Source organism: Proteus mirabilis HI4320 (genome assembly GCF_000069965.1).
Classification (GTDB): domain Bacteria; phylum Pseudomonadota; class Gammaproteobacteria; order Enterobacterales; family Enterobacteriaceae; genus Proteus; species Proteus mirabilis.
This window is the reverse complement of record NC_010554.1, coordinates 2,692,345-2,707,005: the sequence shown is the minus strand read 5'-3', so window position 1 is coordinate 2,707,005 and position 14,661 is coordinate 2,692,345. Positions and strand designations below refer to the sequence as shown.

Sequence of the window (14,661 nt, the reverse complement as noted above, 5' to 3'; positions counted from 1 at the left end):
GTATGGATACTCCAAAAATTGCAATTGCATCCGATTTTTTGCTCTCTTTTGCTGCGATTCCCAAAGCACAACAAAAGAAGGTGCAAGAGTTTTTGAGCAAGTTTCGTGAAAACCCCACAAGCTCTGCGATTAATTATGAAAAAATCCGTGATGCGAAAAGTAAGAATGTGCATTCGGTAAGAATCGATCAAGCTTATCGAGGCATTGTTCTTAAACCAGAAAAAGGCAACGTTTACATGTTGATGTTTGTTGCTTTGCATGATGATGCTTATGATTGGGCTCGTACTCATCGCTGCGAAATTCACCCGTCAACAGGCGCCATTCAGATTATTGATGTTTCTAATGTGGAAGCTGAGATTGTTGAGCCGACACAAGGGATTTCTTCGCAAAACTCACCACTTTTTGCACAGTTTAAAGAAAAGCAAATTCTCGCGCTTGGTGTACCAGAAAGTTTTATCCAACGTGTGATGTCAATTGCGACTGAGAAACAACTTGAACAGTTGGAAGAGAGTTTGCCAACTGAAGCCTTTGAGGCATTGTTTATGTTGGCCGCTGGAGACGACTATGAATCTGTTTATAACACCTATAACGACCAAATTAATGGCGATGTTGAGATTGATGTAGAAGACTTTGATGCGGCGTTGCAACGAGCCGTTACTCTGCGCTCTTTCAAAGTGGTTACCGATGACCTTGAACTCCAAAAGATGCTTAATGCACCGTTGGAACAATGGCGAGTATTCTTGCACCCAAGCCAACGAAAGTTGGTTGCACTAGAGGCTAAAGGTCCAACCCGAGTGCTCGGCGGTGCAGGGACAGGGAAAACTGTAGTGGCGATGCATCGCGCTGTCCATTTGGCGAAGAAGCTTATTTTAGAACAGAGTAATCGTAAGATCTTATTAACGACTTTTACCAAAAATTTAGCCTCTGATATTAAAGCAAACATCAAAAAAATAGCAACAGATGAACAATTGGCACGAATTGAAGTCGTCAACATTGATGGCTGGGTTTCTCGTCTGTTGAAGCAGTTTAAATATGACTACAAAGTAGTGTATGAGGGTGATGCTAAACGAAAAAAATGTTGGGATATCGCTGTTAGCCAAGCGCCTGCCGAGCCGTATTTCCCAGATTCTTTTTATCAAGAAGAATGGCGCCTGATTGTTCAAGCAAATGGGATTAAAACCAAGCAAGAGTATTTAAAGGTAAGCCGTGTTGGGCGAGGTACCTCATTGAGCCGTTTGCAGCGCTCTCTCGTTTGGCCTGTTTTCGAAGAATATCGAAACCAACTTAACCGAAATCAAATTCGAGAAATTAATGATGCGATGTTAGACGCGATGGCGCTCATTAATGAGCAACAACTCGTTCTTCCATATAGTTCGATCATCGTCGATGAAGCTCAGGATATGGGGAGTCAAGCTTTCACGCTACTGAGAAGTATCGTGCCAGAACAAGAGAATGACCTATTTATTGTTGGTGATGGCCACCAGCGCATTTATCGCAATAAGGTGGTACTTGGCCGTTGCGGCATCAATGTTCGTGGACGTCGTTCTCAAAAGTTAAAGATTAACTATCGTACCACTGAGGAAACCCGTCGATTTGCCACAGCTATTTTAGAAAATGTGCCAGTCGATGATCTTGATGGTGACTTTGATAAATCGAGTGACTATTTATCTCTTTTCCATGGTGATTTGCCAATTGTGCAAGCGTGTACCAGTTTCGATGAGGAGTGTGGCTTCATACGCAAGCAGATAGAATCGCTTATTGAATGTGGTGTGCCGTTGAAGAATATTTGTATTGTATCGCGAACGAACGCACTTCGTGACAACTACAAAAGCGCTTTTGAACAAGCTGGATTCGATTCTTACTCGCTCTCTTCAGAGAGTTCTGACAACGATAAACCAGGGCTTCGTTTTGCTACGATGCACCGAGTTAAAGGGCTCGAGTTTCAATATATTTTCATTGCAGGCGCAAACGAAGGTGTCATCCCATTGCAAATGGCTATTACCGAAGATCCTGTCGAAAAACGCGATTACGATTTCAACGAAAGAGCGCTATTACACGTTGCTGCAACAAGAGCAATAAAGGGTCTCGTCGTTACATCGTCAGGACAACTAAGCCCTTACTTGATTTAGTTATCTTTATAATTGCCCAGATATCAATTTGAGCTTGTTTAAAATTGTGCTTCACATAGGGTATGTGAAGCCATGTTTTGGATATCTCGCCTGTATGTGGTGGAGTACTTCTCTCACGAAAGGCCATATGAGTGATTTTCCATTCTATTCAACAACCAAGTAAAGGGAGAATAGTTGCATAAATTTATTATCTATTTTGACTCAGGTAGCTATAGAAAACCTTCACACTATCGTGTCGGAGGTTCCCTATGTTCAAAAACCTATTTTTTCAAGCCAAAGCACTTCCAGAGCTGTCATCACAACTGGATGCGGAAATTCCACGCTACCCGCCATTCCTGAAGGGGTTGCCAGCTGCGTCACCTGAAGATTTGCAGTCCACACAAGACGAGCTAATTGCCAAACTGCGCCAGATACTTGGCTTTAACCAGCGTGATTTTCAAAGGCTAATTCAGCCCTGCATTGATCATCTGGCTGCTTATGTTCATTTGTTGCCAGCTTCTGAGCATCATCATCACAGTGGCGCTGGTGGTTTATTACGTCATTCTTTGGAAGTTGCTTTCTGGGCGGCACAAGCTGCTGAAGGGATCATCTTTGTTGCCAGTGGCACACCGGTTGAGAAAAAAGAGCTTGAACCAAGGTGGCGTGTTGCGGCGGCTCTTGGCGGTTTGTTCCATGATATTGGTAAGCCTGTTTCAGATTTGTCCATCACAGACGAAGATGGACGCTATCAGTGGAACCCTTTTTTACAAACCTTATCCCAGTGGGCCACTAATAACCGCATTGAACGCTATTTCATTCGCTGGCGCGACGGACGGTGCAAGCGGCACGAGCAATTTTCAATTCTGGTGTTAAACCGGGTGATGACACCTGAGTTGCTCGCCTGGTTAACCCAGCCGGGCCCTGAGATTTTGCAAGCCATGTTGGAAGCAATTGGCAATACCGATCCCGAGCATGTCCTGTCTAAATTGGTTATTGAAGCTGACCAAACCAGTGTCCAGCGAGACCTGAAAGCTCAACGAATTTCCGTTGACGACAATGCCCTTGGTGTCCCAGTCGAACGCTATTTACTTGATGCCATGAGGCGATTGCTTGCCAGTTCCCAGTGGTTGGTCAATCAGCGAGATGCGAGAGTCTGGGTACGAAAATCGAATCAATCAACCAATCTTTACCTGGTCTGGAAAAGCGCGGCTAAGGACATCATTGAGCTTTTGGCCAAAGACAAGATACCTGGCATCCCAAGAGATCCCGATACCCTTGCGGACATCCTCATTGAGAGAGGATTGGCCACTAAATCCGGCTCAAATGAGCGATATGAAAGCCTTGCCCCTGAAGTGCTGATCAAAGACGACAAGCCAATCTGGTTACCCATGCTGCATATTTCTGAGACCGATTTATTGTTCAGCTCGAATGTACCAAGTGGTGTGACACTGTTTAGTAAACCTGAGTGGGAAGCAACACAACAAACACAAGCAGAGCCTCAGAGTCGTTCCAGTGAGCATCCAGGCTTGTCTGAAGCGTCATCATCAATTGAACATAGTAGTTCGGCACAGTCACCATCGACAAACTCGTCCGAACAAGATGATGAACTTCGTCATGCCAGTGATGTTAATAACCCCCAGGCAACTGAAAATGCTCCAGGTGATGAATGCGAAAAGCCTAACAATTCATATGATGGCGCTATCGCAGATAACGTAAATCAGCAAAACGAAGCAGCATTGAATCTACCTGAATCTTTGGCGTGGCTCCCAGAGGCCAGCAGTGCGTTGGTTGTGGTTGGTGAGCAAGTCCTGATCCGTTATCCCGATGCAGTAAGGCCTTGGTGTGCTCCTCGAAAACTGCTTGCTGAACTCAGTCGATTAGACTGGCTTGAACTAGATCCTGCAAACCCGACTCGTAAGGCCAGAACTGTGACTACGAATGATGGCGTTCAGGAGCAAGGGTTACTTCTGAAGGTATCGATTTCTAAAAGGCTAATTGCACTGATAGACATCTCCAAACAAGACACAGAACCGGCGACAGCAATTCAGAACGAAGAGGCTTTACAGCGTCCGAGTCGAACTAAGACAACTAATGCCCAAGCAAAAGAGCCCGCCACAAGAGCGGAGCGAAAGCAAAAGCCGATTGCGCCCAATGCGAAATCGAGTACAGACCCCAAATACGTGCAGCGCCAACAGATGGTTAATTTTGTGAAAGATTTGCCCATCTTACTGACCGATGGTGATTACCCAGACGTGGATCATAGTGCCGATGGTATTCGCGTCACGATTCAAACCTTACGCCAAGTCGCCAATGCGCATGGCATTCCAGCCGGACAGCTGCTTCGGGGGATCTCGGCCAGTGACGAATGCCAGTTTGATGAGGGGGAAACGGTTCTGTTTACCGCTCACGCTAAACGTTAATCCATTTGAACTTAAGTGGATTGCAAACGGTTATTTTGCGGAGCATGAATGAAAGAAAACGCATACGAAATGCCCTGGCGCACGAACTATGAGGCCATGGCAGCAGCAGGTTGGCTGGTTGGGGCCACTGGGGCGATTGCCGCAGAAATGCTGACAGAGTTACCGCCCGAACCATTTTGGTGGATGACAGGGATTTCCTCGGGCATGGCGTTGTATCGCCTGCCTGAGGCTTACCGTCTTTATAAGTTGCAGAAGGGGCTAAAAGGCAAACCATTGGCATTTATGGCGCTGTCGCATTTGCAAAAGGTAATGGCAAAACATCCTGATGAATTGTGGTTAGGTTATGGCTTTGAGTGGGACCAACGCCATGCTCAACGTGCTTATGAAATCTTAAAGCGGGATAAGCAAACCTTGCTTAACCAAGGTCACGGCAAGCAAATGGGTTCGACCTGGATTCATGGTGTCGAGCCCAAAGAAGAAGATGTGTACCAGCCAGTTGGTCACACTGAGGGGCATACCTTAATAGTTGGTACGACCGGTGCCGGAAAAACCCGATGCTTTGATGCGATGATCACTCAGGCCATTTTGCGCAATGAAGCCGTGATAATTATTGACCCCAAGGGAGACAAAGAACTTAAGGATAATGCACAGCGAGCCTGTATTGCCGCCGGTAGTCCTGAGCGCTTTGTGTATTTTCATCCGGGTTTTCCAGAGCATTCAGTACGTCTTAATCCCCTGAGAAACTTTAACCGGGGCACTGAAATTGCCAGCCGAATTGCGGCCTTAATCCCATCCGAAACCGGTGCTGATCCATTTAAAGCCTTTGGCCAAATGGCACTGAACAACATCGTGCAAGGTTTGTTGCTTACTTCACAGCGTCCTGATCTGAAAACACTGAGACGATTCTTGGAAGGTGGCCCAGAGGGCTTGGTAGTAAAAGCCGTCACAGCCTGGGGGGAGCAGGTGTATCCGAACTTTAGTGTGGAGATTAAACGCTTTACTGAAAAGGCCAATACCTTGGCTAAACAAGCCATGGCGATGCTGCTTTTTTACTACGAACGCATTCAGCCCGTTGCCGCCAATACTGATTTGGAAGGCCTTTTGAGCATGTTTGAACATGACAGAACCCACTATTCCAAGATGGTGGCTTCACTGATGCCGGTGCTCAATATGCTCACTTCAAGTGAACTTGGCCCACTGCTATCACCGATTGCAAACGATGTGAATGACAGCCGGTTAATTACGGATTCTGGCCGTATTATCAACAATGCCCAAGTGGCGTATATCGGCTTGGATTCATTGACTGACGCCATGGTTGGCAGCGCCATCGGTTCGTTGCTTTTATCCGATCTCACCGCCGTGGCCGGTGACCGCTATAACTATGGTGTTGATAATCGTCCCGTAAATATCTTCATCGATGAGGCGGCTGAAGTCGTCAACGATCCCTTCATTCAACTGCTCAACAAAGGCCGTGGCGCAAAAATGCGTTGCGTGATTGCTACTCAGACCTTTGCTGACTTTGCAGCTCGTACAGGCAGCGAAGCTAAGGCTCGCCAGGTGTTAGGTAACATCAACAACCTGATAGCCCTTCGGGTGATGGACGCCGAAACGCAGCAGTACATTACCGACAATCTGCCTAAGACTCGGTTGCAGTACATTATGCAAACTCAAGGTATGTCGTCCAACTCGGACAGCCCCGCGTTGTTTACCGGCAATCATGGCGAACGCTTGATGGAGGAAGAAGGCGATATGTTTCCACCGCAGTTATTAGGCCAGCTCCCCAACCTAGAGTACATCGCCAAGCTTTCAGGTGGCCGCGTGATCAAAGGCCGCATTCCTATTTTAACCAGCTCTACACAGGCAGCATAAGGAGTCTGTATGCATCATTCTGTCTGTCTGAAAATGACAACACTTACCAGTAAAGAAATGCTCGCTCAGTGGCAGCAACATAACCCCCAGTTCAAGGAAACCTTAAGACTGCTTGAAACAGACTGGCCTCATGCTTTGGCCTCGGTGTATTGCTTGGCGGACTACTTGACGGATGCGTTCACGTTAGATGGCCATTCCATCTTTGATTTGTGTCTGTGTAATGGCTTGGGCAGTTATGAAGAAGTCAGTTGTGATGATGATAGTGTACGCCTTTGGCATTTCATTGAGGCACTGACCTGGACTGCCGCCAGTGCTTTAACGGGGATTCGCCTGCGTGATCCTGACCATTTCGAGTGGGCCGCCGTGGATGGTGTGTATTTCCACACCTGGATTCGTAATCGTCTTAATCGGATGGCGTATCTGGCAGAAGGACGCATCGAGGTGCGTTATGTCAGTGGCCATACATCGACAAAGCGGCTTCAACAAGTGATTAAAGCCCGGATTATGACGCCAACCGTTGCAGCCATGCTGGCCCGAGTAGAAGAGGATGTTTGGCATGAGCAAGCATAAGTCGGTTTGGCTGCTGTGTCTGGCACTGATGCTGGAGATTATTGCCATTGGCGTGTTAGTGCCTGGTGATTGGACTGGCCGGGTTATTAGTAAAGAGAAGCAGATGATCCAAAACCAATTGGGCGCACAAACAAGCTATTGGATTGGTCAAACTAGCCATGGCTGGTATCAGTCATGGATTGTGGATACGCAGATGGAGCAATCTGTGCGTGATTTTCTAATCCCCACAGAAGAACAACGACTTCGTTCTAAAGGGATGGAGAACATGGGAGGCTTTTGGTTTGTATGGGTAGAAGACCGTATTCAGGCATTTTTTGATGTGTTGTACCAAGTGTTCACTCGATTTGCTTTGCTGATGGTCTGGTTGCCCTTTGCGCTTATACTCATGTTACCGGCACTGTGGGACGGCTTAATGACCTGGAAGATTAAGAAAACAACCTTTGATTTTTCGAGCCCTATCATTCACCGCTACAGCATGATTATCCTGGGCTCAGGCGTCATTTTGCTGTTTATGGGATTGTTCGCCCCGCTGGCTATTCCACCGTTGGTGCTACCGTCGCTGATCATCGGCTTGGCATTGATGGCAGGGTTGGCGTTAAGTCACTTGCAGAAGAAGATATGAGGCCTGTCAGGCCTCATCTTGTAGAGCTAAAACCTCACGCCTACGGTATTGCCGTTCTCGTCTTCAGCAGGCAAATGGTAAGTATCAATAAGGTGGCCTTGAAGCCAAATATATTGCGGCATCCAAAACGAGTACTGTCGTATAAGAGCCAATACTTCTTTCAGCGGTTTGTTTGCATGAGGCTCGGCAAGACGGAAGTACATGAATGAGCAATAATCTCGAAAATACTCATGAAGCTCTGAATCCGATAGCGTTTCTTTTAGCGGCCTGTTTTGTTCGTCGTCCTCATCAGGGGAATTGGCATAAATTTCGAATAGCTGCTTTTCAGTGAGCATCTCCAAGAAGTGGTCTTCAATTAAAATTCCATCACTGGTATCGACATCCATACCATCTTTGACATCAAAAGCCATGACACATCCTGAAGATAATGCCACTTCTGTTGGTTTCAGTACGTCATTAGCTTGTACAACCTGATGCCAATGATTAAAACCAACAGAGATTGCAATTTCATCGAGTGCTTGAGTGTGTGGAATAGATTTTTCACGTTTAAGCTTTCGTGCTTTTTGCTTTAAACGTTCAACCGTGGCAGAGGAAATGATTTTAGTAATTTGCATTGAGTTTCTCCTATTAGCGAATACGGTGCCCACTGCCGAGGTCGCAGAAAAAACCTAAGCAAAAAATAAATTTGATATGCATGTCGTCCCGTCCGGGTTTGCTAAAGTGGGCAGCTGGTCTCGACACGACCAATATCCCCATCATATCAACCGCATCAAAAAGATCAATTGTTAGTATTGTCTGAGTAGAACCCTCAAAACCTTCAAGAATTCGGCATCTAGCTGACCACTGAACCTGCCAATCCCAAGGCATCCTTCACTTCTCAATTCAAACAACGAGGAGTGACTATGGAACCTGTGAGTATTCCGTCCTATATCGATGACCCGCCGCACTTCCTGCTTTGGAGTGCCGATGAGATGGCTCCCATTCTGTTGGGGCTAGTGATCGGCATTTTTACCGGTAATGCCTTGGTTTTATGCCTGTTGGGGTTGGTGACAACCAAGCTCTATCGGCGTTTTCGTGATGGTCGCCCAGATGGTTTTATTCTTCACGCCATCTACTGGGCCGGGCTGTTGCCAACCAAAGCCAAGACAATCCCTAACCCATTTATCAGGAGCTATCTGCCGTGAAGTTCGACGTGTTTTTAAAATCATGGCAAGGCACGCAATTAGAGAACCGATGGCAACGGTTCCTGATTGCGGTGCTGGTGCTATCTAACTTGCTGCTTGCGGTAGCGGCATTTTCTCGCAATACCGTGGTGGCCATTCAACCACCAACCTTGTCTGAAACGGCTGAAGTGTCACGAAACCAGGCCACTCAGCCTTACCTGGAATCTTGGGGACTCTACCTGGCTGAGCTTATGGGCAACGTGACGCCGGGCAATGTGTCCTTTATCCGGGTTGCTATCGAGCCGCTACTTTCACCTGCGGTGTACCAGCAAGTGGTCGATGCACTGGAGATTCAGGCAAGACAGATCCGTGAAGACCGAGTCACGCTCAAATTCCAACCCAGACAAGTGGAGTATGAGTATGAAACCGGCCATGTCTTTGTGACCGGTTATTCCTTGGTCTCTGGACCATCTGGAGATGAGCAGCGCCAAACTCGCACCTATGAGTTTGATATCGATATTGAGCAATACCGTCCAAAACTTAGCTGGATGGATACGTATGAAGGGCAAGCTAGAACGAAGCGAGTTCGTGAAAAGTTGACCCAAGAGCAAAACCGGAGGGTGAATGATGCGAACCAAAATTAGTCGATGGATGACACCAAGCTTAATCGCAATTAGCTTGAGTGGCGTCCTGTTATCACAAGCGTCGTATGCAGACGTGGAATTGCCGATTGTGCCAGCCAGTGTGATGAAGCAGTCTGCTACTGCAAATCCACCGACTCAAACCAATACGGCTTCAACGGATGTGCCAACAACGCTGCTGATGACACCGGGGATTAATGAACTGATCCCTGTAGCACTTGGCCATCTGAACCGGATTGTGACGCCGTTTGAATCGCCTCAGGTAAGAACAACCAGTGATGCTCAGACGCAAATCAAGGGGAATGTTGTATATGTGGCCACGGACAAAGAATCACCGGTTTCACTTTACATCACTCCGCCTGGTCAGGAAGCGCCCGCATTATCAGTCACCTTAGTACCTCGTCGTATTCCACCGCGTGAAATCACCTTAGCTATTGATGGTCAGCAGTGGCCTATTAAGGGCGTCGTGAACCGAAAAGCCGCCACTTGGGAAACGGCTCAGCCATACGTCGATAACCTACGTGACTTACTCAGACGCCTTGCACTAAATGAGTTACCACAAGGCTATGACATCCGTTTAGCTGGCCAAACTGACACAAGCCCGAAATGTTTTCAGCCGGGCTTAAAGTTTGGTTTTAAGCAGGGGCAAATTGTGTCGGGACATTACTTCACCGTCTATGTAGGACTGGTTGAAAGCTTTGCCGATGAGCCGATAGAAGCCAGTGAATTAGCCTGTCATGCACCAGATATAGTGGCAAGTGCTTACTGGCCACGCAATATCTTGTTGCCGGGTGAAAAGACTGAGTTGTATGTGGTTGTTCGCAATCATCGTGAAGAAGCGGTGGAAAGTCAGCGACCTTCGCTTCTTGTGGGAGGTGAATAACGATGAAAGCACAATGGGAGCAAATGAGCCCGAACATGAAGCGGGGTCTATCGGTTGCTGGTATTGCTGGTGGTCTCATCCTTATGGTGATGGTGTTTTCACCTAATCCTGACGATGGCTCAAGCAGTCGTAACCGGCAGGAAACGATCCGGCACATTCTTACGGATACCAATACTCGTGATGTTGGGGTCGATAGTTTGGCTGCGAACGTAAAACTACTCAGTGAGCGCAATGAACAGTTACGTCGTGAAGTTGAGCGCTTGCGTCGTGACGTCGATTCAGGACGGCTAAGCCCAGGTTCGCCTTCTATACCAAGTGAGGTCAATGCGGAGTTGGCTCGCCTTCGAGCGGAACTTGATGATGTTCGCGCTGGAGGTGATGCAGCTGTTGAAGGCACAAATAGCCGTTTCGAAGTGCCTTTATCTGCCATGGAATTGCCTAAAGAAGAAAGGCCACTGCCGTCTAACCCAGACGACTATTTTGCCAATGCGCCGCTGCCTGATCCGCTCTATCAGCAGCCAGCCAATGGCCAAGGTACACGAGCACGAGATGTTCCATTGCCGCCAATCACGATTCGTATGATTGAGCCTGAAGTGGTTGCTGAACCAGAGGTTGTTGTGCAAGAAGCGCCGCCTTTGTATCTACCGGCGGGCAGCATCATCTCAGGTACTTTGATCACCGGTTTGGATGCACCTACTCACGAGTCCGCAAGACGTGAACCTTTTCCTGCATTGCTGAGGATTCAAAAGGAAGCCATTTTACCCAACCGATTTAGAGCGGATATCAAAGAGTGTTTCTTGATCGCCGCAGGTTACGGTGATTTGAGCTCTGAGCGTGCTTATTTGCGAGGCGAGACCATTTCATGTGTGAGAGAAGATGGTGGCGTCATTGAAACGCGACTGGATTCTTATGCCGTGGGTGAAGACGGCAAAGCCGGTATTCGTGGCCGATTAGTGTCGAAACAAGGCCAGCTGGTGGCCAAATCGATGATGGCCGGATTCCTTCAGGGCTTGGCTGGCGCATTTGATGTGAATCCTGTACCAACGATTCAGACGGGTAATGCCGGTGATACTCAGCTGTACCAGCAAGTCATGAGCCAAGAAGCATTACAAGGCGCTGCGATTAAAGGCACAGGTAAAGCATTGGATCGAGTGGCCAAGTTCTATTTGGACATGGCTGAAAATATGTTCCCAGTCATAGAGGTAGACGCTGCAAGGAAAATTGAAGTCATAGTCACTCGTGGGGCCTCGTTGTCGTTGGCCACTTCACAAGGTGTAGGTGCAAGAAGATGAAAAAATCCTGCATGTTGCTAACCGATCGAAGTCCGTTTCAGACAATAAGATGTGTATCCAGAGGAGAGTTAACCATGACGACATCAATGCAGAACAACCCAAAGCACCAGTCAAAACAGTGGTCTAAAGCTGGATTACTTTTATTGGCAGTCGGCTCAACCTTATTGTCTGGCTGTAGTTCATTGGGTCTTGGGAGTAGTGAATATGGATGCCCAGGTATGCCTGACGGTGTGCGCTGTTTATCCGCGCGTGAAGTCTATGAGCTTACCAGTAATGGCGCTGCACCCAAGACGATTGATGCTGTGGCGACTCGAATTGGTTCTCCCTCTGGGTATTCACAATCTGATTTAGAAACAGGACTGTTGAGCCATCCAGCATTACCTGAGACGCAGCAATCTGCACCTATTCGCATTCCTTCAAGGGTGATGCGAATTTGGATTGCGCCTTGGGAGGATGACCGTGGAGATCTGAATTTATCCAGCTACGTGTTTACCGAAATTGAACCGCGCCGGTGGGATATTGGGGTGTCAGCACCTCGAACGGTTTCGCCAGTGCTACGTCCACTTCAGACTCAAAGCGATTCTGCCTCAGCGGGAGCTGATGGTAAGCGCGATAACTTGAGTATCTACGGAGAAACTAACGAATGACAAATGCAGTTCGCACCATTCAAACTCAGCGCCTAATGACCATTGGTGCGCTTGGTTTAATGGCGTTAATGATTTCGGAGCCCTCATTTGCGGGCACCGGTGGTGATGCTTTCACCGATGTGTGGGATACCCTAAAAGACTGGACCCAAGGTACTTTGGGACGGATCGTAGCGGGAGCCATGGTACTGGTGGGTATTGTGGGCGGTATCGCTCGCCAAAGCTTGATGGCTTTTGCCTTGGGCATTGGTGGCGGTATGGGTCTCTACAATACGCCAACAGTCGTTGAAAGTGTTATGTCTGCAACTTTACCTGTTGTTGCCAGCACTCAAGAAGTCATTGGCACAACAGTTCCAGCAATCAGCGCCGTCTTACTGGGCACCTGAATGTGAACCACAGTAGGCAGTTCACTTAAGGTAATCAAACTAGGTCTACACAACATCGGGTTATTGGTGATGTTGTGTAGACCTTTTCATTTCAACAACGCCGCATTAGCGGGCTTGGTTTACAGTATTTGGTATATTAATACCTAAAGTGTTAAAATCACTTTCATAATAAACTATATGGTTTATACTGTTCGTGATATTAATACTTTGGGTGTTAAAATGTCATCTAAGATAAACTGGCTTGTTGCTCATACTTCTCCTGGTGCGCTAGTACTTCAGCAATGGCTGACTGAAAACGGTGTGAGCTATTCCTTGGCTCAAAAGTACGCGCAGAACGGTTGGCTAAAGAAGCTATGTTCTGGCGTGTATTATCGTCCAGATGCGCGGGGCGATATAAAGCCAACTTGGGTTGATGCCATTCAAGCATTAGATGTGCAATTGGGCGTTTCAGTTCATTTGGCTGGATTGAGCAGCTTAACTCACCAAGGACTGAGTCACTATTTACAGCTGAACAAAGAGCAAGTTTGGATTTGCGTTAAAAATAAGTCGTCCTTACCAAAATGGTTTCGTGAATTCCCTTATCAGAATTGGTTTTACTGTGGAAATCATAAGCTTGAAGTGAATCCCGAGAAAGATTTGAAAAGGATCACGGTTAAAGAGAAAGAACTCACTGTCAGCTGTGCAGAACTTGCTGCCTATGAAGTGGTAGACGGGATTGGGAAGCTGATTTCATTTGAGCATGTCGCAGAATTATTTCAGGGTTTAGTCAATCTTAGTCCTAGAAAAGTACAAGATATTCTTGAACGAAGCAGCTCTGTTCAGGCAAACCGAATATTTCTATTTCTGGGTCGATACTACGATCACCAGTGGGTCAATCGCGTAGATGAAACAAGAATTAAATTAGGTGCAGGAAAGCGGCAGGTTGTCGAAAAAGGACGTTTTGATGAGCGATATCAAATCACAGTGCCAGAGATATTAAGCGTCAAAAAAGGTGAACAACATAATGGATAAAGACAGCCCATATTACAAACAGGTTTCCTTGCTCATAAGAATGCTTCCTGTGGTAGCCACAGAGACGGTTTTTGCACTTAAAGGCGGCACCGCCATAAATTTATTTGTGAGAGATTTTCCTCGGTTATCTGTAGATATTGATCTTGCTTATCTTCCACTTGAACCAAGAGATGAGGCTTTGGTTAATGTCAGGGCTGCATTGCAGCGCATTACAGACAGAATCAATACTCAACCAGATATCCGAGCGGCATTTCAGGATAATAAAGCTGATGAACTGAGAATCGTTGTATCAAGTCCGGTTGCGACAATTAAAATTGAAGTGTCGCCCGTCGCCAGAGGTACATTGCATAGTGCAGAGATAATGCCAGTTCAAGAGTCTGTTGAAGACGAGTTTGGTTATGCTGAGATTCAGGTAGTCAGTCTTCCCGATCTGTATGGTGGGAAATTGTGTGCTGCAATGGATCGCCAACATCCTCGCGACTTATTTGATGTCCGTATGTTACTTGGCAGTGAAGGGATTTCGAGAGAGATTTTGGTGGGTTTTTTAACCTATACATTAAGTCACCCTCGGCCTATTAATGAAGTCATGTCGCCAAACTGGCAGCCTCTAAATGAGAAATTTCAGGCAGAATTTGACGGAATGACTTTTGAAAAAGTTGAATGCGAAGACTTAGCCTCTGTTAGGCCCATGATGTTAATTGAACTGCAAAAACATTTCACAGAAAGGGATCATGCTTTCCTTATGTCATTCAAAAGAGGGCAACCTGACTGGGCATTGTTTGACTATCCTAATGCAGCAGACTTGCCAGCGATTCGTTGGAAGTTGCAGAACATTAACAAATTGGCAAAGAATCAAGCAAAACATCAAGAGCAATTAGATAAATTGAAGCAAGTGCTTGATGATTGGCTTGTTAACGCAAACGCCGAGTAATTCGTTTATAACAAACCTCAACGAGCTATAAGCCCCCTAGTTAGATTGCGATTTCTTCAATCTATCTAACCGAGTCCACATAGGACAACTGCATAGACTGGAGCCTCGATTTACATTAGCG

The 14,661-nt window shown here is 46.8% G+C and carries 14 protein-coding genes; 13 read left to right on the top strand and 1 reads right to left on the bottom strand.

The annotated features are described in order from the left end of the window. Positions 1-2: 2 nt before the first annotated feature. From PMI_RS12245 to PMI_RS12225, 5 genes are all read left to right on the top strand, one after another. Entirely contained in the window at positions 3-2,129 is a 2,127-nt protein-coding gene (locus PMI_RS12245; RefSeq protein ID WP_041707154.1) for a UvrD-helicase domain-containing protein, read from the top strand. A gap of 248 nt (positions 2,130-2,377) precedes the next feature. Further along, positions 2,378-4,528 carry a MobH family relaxase gene (mobH, locus tag PMI_RS12240; RefSeq protein WP_012368389.1) on the top strand — a complete coding sequence of 717 codons (2,151 nt, stop codon included), beginning with the start codon at positions 2,378-2,380 and terminating at the stop codon, positions 4,526-4,528. A gap of 48 nt (positions 4,529-4,576) precedes the next feature. Next, positions 4,577-6,397, top strand: a complete 1,821-nt coding sequence (traD, locus tag PMI_RS12235; protein WP_012368388.1) for a conjugative transfer system coupling protein TraD — start codon at positions 4,577-4,579, stop codon at positions 6,395-6,397. A 9-nt stretch (positions 6,398-6,406) separates the two neighbouring features. Continuing rightward, entirely contained in the window at positions 6,407-6,967 is a 561-nt protein-coding gene (locus PMI_RS12230) for a hypothetical protein (RefSeq protein ID WP_012368387.1), read from the top strand. Then, complete coding sequence (locus tag PMI_RS12225) at positions 6,954-7,589, top strand: IncC plasmid conjugative DNA transfer DtrJ family protein (protein WP_041707099.1); 636 nt, start codon at positions 6,954-6,956, stop codon at positions 7,587-7,589. Before PMI_RS12230 ends, PMI_RS12225 begins: the two co-directional genes overlap by 14 nt. A 26-nt stretch (positions 7,590-7,615) precedes the next feature. Here the strand turns inward: PMI_RS12225 and PMI_RS12220 are convergent, their stop codons facing one another. Beyond that, complete coding sequence (locus PMI_RS12220; RefSeq protein ID WP_012368385.1) at positions 7,616-8,203, bottom strand: hypothetical protein; 588 nt, start codon at positions 8,201-8,203, stop codon at positions 7,616-7,618. 288 nt (positions 8,204-8,491) lie between these two features. Between PMI_RS12220 and traL the strand changes: the two genes are divergently transcribed. The 8 genes from traL to PMI_RS12175 all read left to right on the top strand — a co-directional run bounded on the left by traL (position 8,492) and on the right by PMI_RS12175 (position 14,540). Further along, a complete protein-coding gene (gene traL, locus PMI_RS12210; protein WP_000433891.1) occupies positions 8,492-8,773 on the top strand; it encodes a type IV conjugative transfer system protein TraL in 282 nt (93 codons plus the stop codon). Further along, positions 8,770-9,396, top strand: a complete 627-nt coding sequence (locus tag PMI_RS12205) for a TraE/TraK family type IV conjugative transfer system protein (RefSeq protein WP_000667170.1) — start codon at positions 8,770-8,772, stop codon at positions 9,394-9,396. The genes traL and PMI_RS12205 overlap by 4 nt, the downstream gene beginning before the upstream one ends. Beyond that, positions 9,377-10,276 carry a TraK domain-containing protein gene (locus tag PMI_RS12200; protein ID WP_012368383.1) on the top strand — a complete coding sequence of 300 codons (900 nt, stop codon included), beginning with the start codon at positions 9,377-9,379 and terminating at the stop codon, positions 10,274-10,276. Before PMI_RS12205 ends, PMI_RS12200 begins: the two co-directional genes overlap by 20 nt. Positions 10,277-10,278: 2 nt before the next feature. Next, positions 10,279-11,568 (top strand): TraB/VirB10 family protein, encoded by a 1,290-nt coding sequence (locus PMI_RS12195; protein ID WP_012368382.1) that lies wholly within the window; start codon positions 10,279-10,281, stop codon positions 11,566-11,568. Between the two features lie 74 nt (positions 11,569-11,642). Next, positions 11,643-12,215: a type IV conjugative transfer system lipoprotein TraV gene (gene traV, locus PMI_RS12190; protein WP_001944091.1), complete on the top strand. Its 573-nt coding sequence runs from the start codon at positions 11,643-11,645 to the stop codon at positions 12,213-12,215. Next, entirely contained in the window at positions 12,212-12,598 is a 387-nt protein-coding gene (gene traA / locus PMI_RS12185; protein ID WP_000180225.1) for a TraA family conjugative transfer protein, read from the top strand. Before traV ends, traA begins: the two co-directional genes overlap by 4 nt. A 177-nt stretch (positions 12,599-12,775) precedes the next feature. Beyond that, a complete protein-coding gene (locus tag PMI_RS12180) occupies positions 12,776-13,609 on the top strand; it encodes a type IV toxin-antitoxin system AbiEi family antitoxin (protein ID WP_012368381.1) in 834 nt (277 codons plus the stop codon). After that, positions 13,602-14,540, top strand: coding sequence for a nucleotidyl transferase AbiEii/AbiGii toxin family protein (locus tag PMI_RS12175; RefSeq protein WP_012368380.1), 939 nt, complete (start codon positions 13,602-13,604; stop codon positions 14,538-14,540). Before PMI_RS12180 ends, PMI_RS12175 begins: the two co-directional genes overlap by 8 nt. Positions 14,541-14,661: the final 121 nt, after the last annotated feature.

Bases quoted from the DNA above. Each gene is read 5' to 3' on its own strand.
- PMI_RS12245 (WP_041707154.1), top strand. From the start codon at position 3: ATGGATACTCCAAAAATTGCAATTGCATCCGATTTTTTGCTCTCTTTT.
- mobH (WP_012368389.1), top strand. From the start codon at position 2,378: ATGTTCAAAAACCTATTTTTTCAAGCCAAAGCACTTCCAGAGCTGTCA.
- traD (WP_012368388.1), top strand. From the start codon at position 4,577: ATGAAAGAAAACGCATACGAAATGCCCTGGCGCACGAACTATGAGGCC.
- PMI_RS12230 (WP_012368387.1), top strand. From the start codon at position 6,407: ATGCATCATTCTGTCTGTCTGAAAATGACAACACTTACCAGTAAAGAA.
- PMI_RS12225 (WP_041707099.1), top strand. From the start codon at position 6,954: ATGAGCAAGCATAAGTCGGTTTGGCTGCTGTGTCTGGCACTGATGCTG.
- PMI_RS12220 (WP_012368385.1), bottom strand. From the start codon at position 8,203: ATGCAAATTACTAAAATCATTTCCTCTGCCACGGTTGAACGTTTAAAG.
- traL (WP_000433891.1), top strand. From the start codon at position 8,492: ATGGAACCTGTGAGTATTCCGTCCTATATCGATGACCCGCCGCACTTC.
- PMI_RS12200 (WP_012368383.1), top strand. From the start codon at position 9,377: ATGATGCGAACCAAAATTAGTCGATGGATGACACCAAGCTTAATCGCA.
- PMI_RS12195 (WP_012368382.1), top strand. From the start codon at position 10,279: ATGAAAGCACAATGGGAGCAAATGAGCCCGAACATGAAGCGGGGTCTA.
- traV (WP_001944091.1), top strand. From the start codon at position 11,643: ATGACGACATCAATGCAGAACAACCCAAAGCACCAGTCAAAACAGTGG.
- traA (WP_000180225.1), top strand. From the start codon at position 12,212: ATGACAAATGCAGTTCGCACCATTCAAACTCAGCGCCTAATGACCATT.
- PMI_RS12180 (WP_012368381.1), top strand. From the start codon at position 12,776: ATGGTTTATACTGTTCGTGATATTAATACTTTGGGTGTTAAAATGTCA.
- PMI_RS12175 (WP_012368380.1), top strand. From the start codon at position 13,602: ATGGATAAAGACAGCCCATATTACAAACAGGTTTCCTTGCTCATAAGA.